This window comes from Lutibacter oricola (assembly GCF_900106565.1).
GTDB classification, from domain to species: Bacteria; Bacteroidota; Bacteroidia; order Flavobacteriales; family Flavobacteriaceae; genus Lutibacter; species Lutibacter oricola.
In genome coordinates this window covers 1-8859 of record NZ_FNNJ01000016.1, presented here as the reverse complement: position 1 = coordinate 8859, position 8859 = coordinate 1, and the positions used below count along the sequence as shown (strand labels likewise).

General features: G+C 25.6%; 9 protein-coding genes. All 9 read right to left on the bottom strand.

The features are described 5' to 3' along the window. Positions 1-348: 348 nt before the first annotated feature. Positions 349-1041 carry a DUF6794 domain-containing protein gene (locus BLU40_RS16715; protein WP_090126433.1) on the bottom strand — a complete coding sequence of 231 codons (693 nt, stop codon included), beginning with the start codon at positions 1039-1041 and terminating at the stop codon, positions 349-351. Positions 1042-1169: 128 nt separating this feature from the next. Further along, a complete protein-coding gene (locus BLU40_RS16710; protein ID WP_090126430.1) occupies positions 1170-1826 on the bottom strand; it encodes a hypothetical protein in 657 nt (218 codons plus the stop codon). A gap of 929 nt (positions 1827-2755) precedes the next feature. Beyond that, on the bottom strand, positions 2756-3097 hold the full coding sequence (locus BLU40_RS16705) for a hypothetical protein (protein ID WP_090126427.1): 342 nt from the start codon (positions 3095-3097) through the stop codon (positions 2756-2758). A 166-nt stretch (positions 3098-3263) separates the two neighbouring features. After that, a complete protein-coding gene (locus BLU40_RS16700; protein WP_175454826.1) occupies positions 3264-4280 on the bottom strand; it encodes a PD-(D/E)XK nuclease family protein in 1017 nt (338 codons plus the stop codon). Positions 4281-4447: 167 nt separating this feature from the next. Beyond that, positions 4448-4999, bottom strand: a complete 552-nt coding sequence (locus tag BLU40_RS16695) for a helix-turn-helix domain-containing protein (RefSeq protein ID WP_090126420.1) — start codon at positions 4997-4999, stop codon at positions 4448-4450. A 266-nt stretch (positions 5000-5265) separates the two neighbouring features. Then, a complete protein-coding gene (locus tag BLU40_RS16690; protein WP_090126417.1) occupies positions 5266-6255 on the bottom strand; it encodes a hypothetical protein in 990 nt (329 codons plus the stop codon). Between the two features lie 142 nt (positions 6256-6397). Beyond that, the gene (locus BLU40_RS16685; protein WP_090126414.1) at positions 6398-6958 is read right to left on the bottom strand and encodes an RDD family protein; all 561 of its coding nucleotides are present in this window, start codon (positions 6956-6958) and stop codon (positions 6398-6400) included. A 148-nt stretch (positions 6959-7106) separates the two neighbouring features. Next, a complete protein-coding gene (locus BLU40_RS16680; protein ID WP_090126411.1) occupies positions 7107-7913 on the bottom strand; it encodes a DUF4349 domain-containing protein in 807 nt (268 codons plus the stop codon). 162 nt (positions 7914-8075) lie between these two features. Next, positions 8076-8738: a hypothetical protein gene (locus tag BLU40_RS16675; protein ID WP_090126408.1), complete on the bottom strand. Its 663-nt coding sequence runs from the start codon at positions 8736-8738 to the stop codon at positions 8076-8078. Positions 8739-8859 lie beyond the last annotated feature (121 nt).

The window sequence follows — 8859 nt, the reverse complement described above, 5'->3', positions numbered from 1 at the left end:
CGTTCCGTTTTAATGAGCTTTTTGCGTTTCAATTTATCATTAATATAATTCTCAAATTAATCAGATTTTATTTGTGTTTGATAGAGTAGAAGAGTTATCATAATTTTCCCTCAGTGAATTATTTTTTTCGTGCCTCTGTCAAACTAACTATTTTAATCTTAAATGACAAAAAGGTGGATTTCAGAAGTGAAATCCGCCATAGTTAGCAACGGTTTTTGGTATGCTTTGTAGCGATTTTTAAACTATAAATTTAGCAAATAAAACACGAACTAGAAAATCCGCTAGGATTTTCGTAAATGTGCTAAAACCAAGCTATAAAATATACCAGTTGTTGGGCAAAGTGTTATTTTAGAAATCAGTTTTATCAAATCTATAATATATTATATTCATTAGTGAGTCAGTTTTATACTTAGTTGAATTATCTAACTTTATTTTCAAGTCATTACTGATTTTTTTCCAACCATATAAATAATCATAAATCCATAATGAATCCGTTTTTGAATTTGTCTGAATATGAATCAATGATTGATTATTTTCATTTTCATACCACATAGCTTCTCCAAATTCTAATTCTTTCTCTGGAAAATCTGATATTGAAGGTAATTCTACGAGTTTACCAATTTTTTTAGATTCTTTCCAATAATCTTTATAATACTTAATTTGCTCTTTTAAATCTATGTTTTTTCCTGTTAGTTGTCGATGATAACTTTTAAGAATAATACTAGAAATATCATCTGGATGATTAATACCTTTTCTCTTAAAATATCTACTTAATCTAGAACCTTTCCATAAACCCCAATTATTTCTTATCCAAAATCCTGTTCCAAAATGTGAATTGGCTAAATATTCATTTTCAGTTAATGTTTTGATTTCAGTTTTGAGTGAATCTGTATAGAATTTATCGACCTCTTTGATTGATTCTTTTAGATTTTCAGGAATATAAATATCATCAATTTCTGATTTATATGAATCAAAAAATACAGAACAACTAATTAGAGTTGTAAAAATAAATAATATCAATATAATTTTCTTTTTCAGCATTTTGCCCAACGGGTTTGAATATGATTTGTTGCGTTTTTAAAGCACTAATTTAGCAAATAAAAACCAAATAGGAAATCCGCTAGGATTTTCGTAAATCGGCTTGAACTAGCAATAAATTATATGCGGTGTTAGCTAGCGTTTTTATCTACTTTTATAAAATCATATAGTTTTTTATCTTCAACTAAATCATCTTTTTCGTAAAAGAATTTATCATCAAAAATATGGAATCCATATCCGTTATCTTGTAAGAATGCTCTTAAGTATTTCCCATCAATTTCAATTAATAATCCGACATCCAGTAAGTTGCAATAGTTTGAATCAATCAATTTAACATCATCAGAATTTGGATTGCATATATATTCAGTTCCAACACCAATTGTATCAGAAATTATTTCATCAATCGGGTCTTTTCTCCTTTTAATAATTGTTTTCAAATAGAAAATCAATTTGTTAATCAATCTATGGGTTCTAGAGAAAACTCTAAAATTTGAAAAATAAAGGAATGTTCTTACTATAGAAATTCTATCAATCCGTTTTTTCTTGCAAACAAGTTTAGAATTTTCATAAGGAACAAATTCTATATTCTCTCTAGTTAATTTTGCAATAAGCGCTTCATCAGAATCGTTTTGAGAATTTGCTTTTTTATCAATACAACTTAATGTCAAATAATAATCTCCATAATCAAAAGTGTAACAAATGTAATCATACCATATTTTCTTTGGTTTATTATTCAGTAAGTGCTGAATAAACTCTTTTTCTTGTTCATCAAATAGGTATTCTTTCATCTTTTCCTTAAATGATAGCTAACGGTTTTTGGTATGTTTTGTTGAGTGTTTAAGCTATAAATTTAATAAATAATTACTGACCAAGAAAATCCGATAGGATTTTCGTAAGTGTGCTAGAACCAAACAATAAAATATACCAGTTGTTACCCACAGTTATTTATTATCTTAATATTCGGAAATATTCTTTTAATTCTATTGTTTTTGACATTCGGAAAATGTTCAATTAATTCATCACATAGCAGACAAGAAATATAAATTCTCTCATTGTTTTTTAAAATCAGTTCATTGTAAAAAAGCTCATCCCAAAATAATAATCTTATTCTGTTGTCAAATAAGCTATAGGATAAATTTGAATTAATAATCTTTATTTCAGAATCGGGTAAATTTATTTTCGATTTGAGATTCGTGTTTTTTCGATTTATTAAGTATTTTTCATTTTCCTCAATAATCAATTCAAAATGCTTATTATGTTTCGTATAATTTTTAAATAATACAATTAGTGGAATCAAATAGAAAACGGATGTAAATAGAAAGAAAGATAAACACATTTTTATCGTTACGGAAATAGATAAATCAAAGATTAGATAAAATATAATCGGAAGAGAAATTCCAATTAAGAACATATAAATAAGAAAGTTGTAGAAATATTTTCTTTTTCTATCAAAATCAATCTTATAAATAGTGTTTTTCTTAATTATCATTTATCAGAGATTCTATTTTCCTTTTTTAATTACGGACGATTTTCATCCAATTGTGGGTAACGGTTTTTGGTATGTTTTGTTGAGTGATTAAGCTATAAATTTAGTAAATAATTACTGACCAAGAAAATCCGATAGGATTTTCGTAAGTATGCTAGAACCAAACAATAAAATATACCAATTGTTAGCTGTTGGCTTATCGTTCTTATTTCATTCAGTTTCATTATTTTCCTAACTCGATAGTAATTTGATTTTTTCAATGACTAATTTTATTTTAGTCTTATCACATTTTTCTAAATTAATCTCTTTTTCAATATCATTATATTTAAATTTAAGTTTTCTTTTCTTCCAATATTCATCTCCGATTAAATCTAAATATAAAAATTCAAAAACATAACTCAACAATGTTACTCCCCAATTAATTTTTCGTTTTTCAATTCTCATCGAATCTGTAAACTTGAAAAAATATATTCCACAATCATTTTTATTATTGCTTATTATTTCGAAATTATTCTTTTTTAGAATTATCTCAAGTTTCGGTTCTTTTCGTAATGTAACTCTTTCAATTTCCATAGAGTTTCCTTTATTTCATAGCGTCATTTATCCGCTTACAGCTAACGTGTTTATATATGGTTTGTTGCGTGGGTTTTGCACTAAATTAATAAATAATTACTGACAAAGAAAATCCGCGAGGATTTTCGTAAGTAAACAAAAAGCCAGCAATAAATTATATATGGTGTTAGGCAACGTAATTTATCCATTCAATTTTTTCCTTTGTTTCTAAAATTATATTTGTCATTTTTTCAAAGTTAGTTAAGAACCATTCTTTTATTTCTGATTCAGAATTGTCATTATTGAGATATTCTCCAATATTTTGTTCTAAATAAATTCTACCACCATAATTTTCAAATTCCTCATATTTAAAATCTAAATTATTAGAAAAAAACGTTTTAAATTCTCGAAAATTTTCGTTTTTTGAATCCATATAAATTTGAACAAATAAAGTTCCGTTAAATTCAAAACCATATAAAATTTCTGACCAACCATTTCCTTTAACGATTGGACTTGACATTATACAAAACCTATTTTGTTCAAACATTTGCTTTCTTAAATGACTTCCTTTTCTTAAATCTTTTGCATTTGGAAATCTTTTTTTGAAATTTGAAAATACGTTCTCCAAATTCCTATTCATTAAATTAAAAACTTTCGTTACGTTTTCTAAAGCAACTAAATCATTACTTTTTATAGTCATATCTGTACTCATATTATTTTGCTTTAAGTATTTTCTGAAATCATTTGATAGTTCTTCCGTAGAATTTGATTTTATAAATTGAGATAAATAATGCCAAGTAAATTGTTCAAATTTATGTGATTTAATTTCTTTCTTTTCAGAAATTTTTGAACAATACATTAATTTTGTTTTATAACCTTCTTTCCTGAATTTGTCTAAAACCAAAGAATATCTTTCTAATTGTTTATATCCTTCTTTTGAATTTACTTTATTCTCAATAAAATATAGTTCATTTTCATTTTCGATTACGATATCAACAATACAATCTGAATGGTCTTTTAATTTGTATTTTTTTTGTGTCTGAATTTTCAGATTATTTGATTTAGACTTTAAAAATTTCTCAAAAAATCTTTGCTTTAAAATTTTATCATAATTTAAAACTCCAACAAATAATTCAGTCGTAAAATCTTCTAAAGGTGTCTTTAGAGAATTTGATTTATATAATTTCAGTAGTTTGTTGAACAATACGATGGTGGTTTTTTATGTTGCCTAACGGTTTTTGGTATGTTTTGTTGAGTTATTTAAGCTATAAATTTAGTAAATAATTACTGACCGAGAAAATCCGATAGGATTTTCGTAAGTGTGCTTGAACCAAACAATAAAATATACCAGTTGTTGTGCAATGTTATTTTTTAATCATTTATATTTAAAATTCTATTTCCGTAATATAAAATCGCCAAAGCAATCAATAAAAATGGAATCAGTAATATAATCGCATTTTGAATTCCAATCATAAATATTGAAAGAATAATATAAATCATAAATCCAAAACCGAATTTAAACATTCGTTCAAACCCACTCATTTTTCTAGTGAAATAAACTATTGTCATTGGTATGAAAAAACTCAATAGAAAACCTCCTAATCTACTATTCCAATTTGCATTTGAATCAAGTAATAAAAACCCAAATATTGTCATTAAAAGAAAATTAAGAATAACAAGAAAAAACCAATTAACTATTTTCTCTGTCATTGGTTTTTCTGGAATTTTAATTTTCATCAATGTTTCAATATCTATTTCTAAAACATTACATATTAAGCTTAATGTTTTTCCTCGTGGTACATTTTCGTTTGATTCTATTCGTTGAATAGTTCTCAAATTAACGCTCGAAAGCTCAGCTAACTTTTCTTGAGAAAATCCTTTAATTTTTCTTGTTTTATTTATCGTTTTTCCGATTGTATTCATAAGTTATATAATTTTATTCTCTCAAATTTATGAATGATTTTCTAATCTGATAACGGTTGTAATATGTCATTTCTACGACAAATTGAATTGTCGTATATAATTTTTTACTCATTTTCATTCGTAATATTGCACAACGGGTTTGTGTATGTTTTGTAGCGTTTTTAAGCTACTAATTTACTAAATAAAACACTAACGTAGAAAATCCGATAGGATTTTCGTAAATGTGCTAGAACCAAGCTATAAAATATAAACAGTGTTGTACACAGTTATTTTTTTAAGAGTTCTATAATTTCTTTTTCATTAGCTTTTTTTAAATCTACTTTAAATTCAGAATTTACATTGTTTTTAATATAAATCTTATCACAAAAGATATTTTCATTTTCAAATCCGAATACAACAATTGAGGTTATGTCTTTTATATATGGTAAATCCTTAAAATTTAGGTTGTCTTTGGTTCTGTAAAAAGTTTTAAATGAAAAGGAATTATCGAAAAGACAAACGATTTGTAAATTATCAAATTCCTTTTCAACTAGTTCTATTTTAAAAGACACTTTATCAAGTTTATCTATAATTTTGTCAATGTTTATCCATCCAATTTTTGCCGTAAGGATGCTAGAATTTAAACGTTTATTATTTTCTCTGAATATTTTTTCTTTTCTTAAAATTAATTTGTTTTGTTTTTCATAATACTTAATACTGTCAGTCGTTGTCGTAATCCTTTTCGAAATTCCTCCTCCAATATATAAGACCACTTCACAAAGAGAATCTCTTTTTTGTTCTATCCAAGAAATTTGATTTAAAGAATCTATTTTCCCTAAATAAATATCATTGTTTTCAAGTTTATTGTCAGGGAAATCAATTCTTATTTTTTTTCCTTTTTTTAGGTTTACTCTTTCATTATTGACAAAAAAATCGGCGTATATAACTCCTTTTGACTTTAATATTTCATTTTTATGAGTAATGGTCCTTAGGTCATTAAAAACTAAATCTTCAAAGTCATAAAATTCTTTTAATTCAAAGGTTATCCTGTCGTTTTCCTTTATATCAAATAATTCTCTGTTAAAATATATTTTCGTTCCTTTTTCTCCAATGATTTGTTTGAATTCAATAGTGTCTAACTCAAAAATTTGTTTATTCACTTTATTGAATTTCTTTAAGATATTTACTCTTTTGGGGTCAATATTGTCTTTATTACAACTGTTGTTAAGAATTAAAATTAGTAAAACTAAAATTTTCAGAGTTATATTTTTTTTCATAATTGTGTACAACGGTTTAGAGTTTAGTTTCGTTGCGTGATTTAGTTCAAAGTTAATTAAAAATCTAAAACATTTGAATAATTAGAGGTTAATCGCACGATTAACTAACCTAGCAATGAAATGAACGCATTGTTAGCTGTAGTTAATTTGATTTTCTTCTCAACAAAATATTAATAAGTATTATTTCAAGAATTCCAATTATATATATGTTTTTAAAATAGTCAATAAAAAATCCTAATATGTATATAATTATGCCAATAAAAAAGGAAATATTGTAAAACCATATAGTGTACTTTCTAACATTAACTTTTTCCAAATTCAAATCTTTTGTCACAAATGTTTTCGATAAATTATCATGAATTGCTCTTTCATCATCAGTTATCGCTGATAATCCACTCCAAAATCTAGAAATATTTCTAATTAGAAGGCTTAAAATAGTTGGTTTTTCTCCTTTTTCATTTAAAACTATAGTTTGAGTTTCAAATTTTGCTGGAGTTTGAGAATAAATAAGTTCAGAACAGAAATAATAAATAAATCTTATAAGGTAATATGAGATTATCGTACCTAAAATGGTCTCATTAATCAAAGATGAAATAAATAAGGCTAAAGTTGATGAAATCATGAAATCTATCAGAAAATTATCAATTCTGTCTTTTTCATTAGCTAAATTCAATCCTTGGTAAATTCTATTTGTTATTTTCATAGCGCAATTACAGCTAACGGTTTTTGGTATGTTTTGTTGAGTGATTTAGCTATAAATTTAGTAAATAATTACCGACCAAGAAAATCCGATAGGATTTTCGTAAGTAGACTAGAACTAAACAATAAAATATACCAGTTGTTGCCCACTGTTATTTTTGTTTTCTTTTCCTTTTTCTCCAAACTCTAATTAAAATCAGAACTCCAAATATTATTAATATAAAAGGCCAAATGTTGACTAAAAATACAAAAAATAGAATCAAATTATTCCAACCATTCTTAAATCCATTTTTAAACTTTTTACCAAATTCTGTCTGTTTAGAGATTGTCTGATAAATTCTAACATTCAAAGTTGAAAACGAAACTTGATTATTAAGATATTTTAATCTTCCCTCAATAGATTCAATTTCAGAACGTAATTCTCCTATTTGCTTTTCAACTTCAAGAATTTCACTTACTTTATTCGCTTTTTTTAAAATTTCCAAATACCTATTTTCAAGCTCCTTTTTAGTTTTTAAGCGCGCCTCAATGTCTAGGAATTCAGCCGTAACATCTTTTACATTAATTTCTTTTCGGTCAAATCTGTCAACTCCAAATGTGATTTCGGTTAGTAACTTGTCGAAATTTCCTGAAGGAACTCTGATATTTATGGTATTGCTTATTTCGTATGAATTTTTATATTCATTATCTGACGAAGAATAACCTTTAAATTTTTCAATAGCCTTTAAAATATTTTCTCTAGTTTCAGTTAAATTTTCTGATTCAAATTCTACATCTCCGTTTTTAATCAGTTTTTTATCTATTCGGGTTTCTGATTCTGTTTCAATATTATTTATAATTGTCTGTTCATCATTCTCCATTTTCATTGCTCCGAGATTCATAGTATCTGGCTCATAGTTTTTACAACCTAAAACTGAAATAAGCAGAATAAATCCGAGAATGTTTGTTAGTTTTTTCATAGTTTCTTCGTAATAGTGGGCAACGGTTTTTGGTATGTTTTGTGGCGTGATTAAGTAATAAATTTAGTAAATATTTACCGACCTAGAAAATCCCTTTAGGATTTTCGTAAGTGTGCAAAAACCAAGCTATAAAATATACCAGTTGTTAGCACCTGGCTTTTATCATTTATTTTCATTAATTGATGTTGATAATAATTTTATATAATAAACTATTGAAATTAAAATTATCCAAATTGTTAATATTGTTATGATTTTCTCAAAAACTCCATTGCTCCAATCGTTCAAAATCATTTTTCTTAAGGCTATAAACTCAAATATAAAAGGTAAAGCTATAATCGGATATAGTGGGATAGTCATAAATAAAGTCAAACATCCAAATTTGCCATTTTTCATATATTTACTATTCAATTCTTCTAAATATGAAAATGGCATTATTAATCTTAAAAATGAATTTGGATAATATGAATCAGCAAGAGGATCCTCTTTTAAGTTATATAAGCTTTGACCAATAATTTTTATATTCTTTGTTATTTTAGCTCTATGAGCATTTAAAGTTGCAAAAATTAGAAGCACAAAAGCAAATATTAATGGAATAAGAATCTTTGCAATACTCATATCATTAATAGATATTATTCCTAAATTTATATTTGACACACTATTTTTATCTATTATAAAATAAGAAACTATTAAAATTCCCATTAACAAACTTAATTTATCATTTCGTTTGCTGGATTCATTAAGTCTTTCAATTAATTTATTGAAATAGTCTTTCAAATCTTCAATTGTGCTATTCTTTATGAACTCATTAATTTCTTTATCTGTCATTGGTAATCTATTATCTGCTTGGTGCTAACGGTTTTTGGTATGTTTTGTTGAGTTGTTTAAGCAATAAATTTAGTAAATAATTATTGACCTAGAAAATCCGATAGGATTTTCGTAAGTGTGC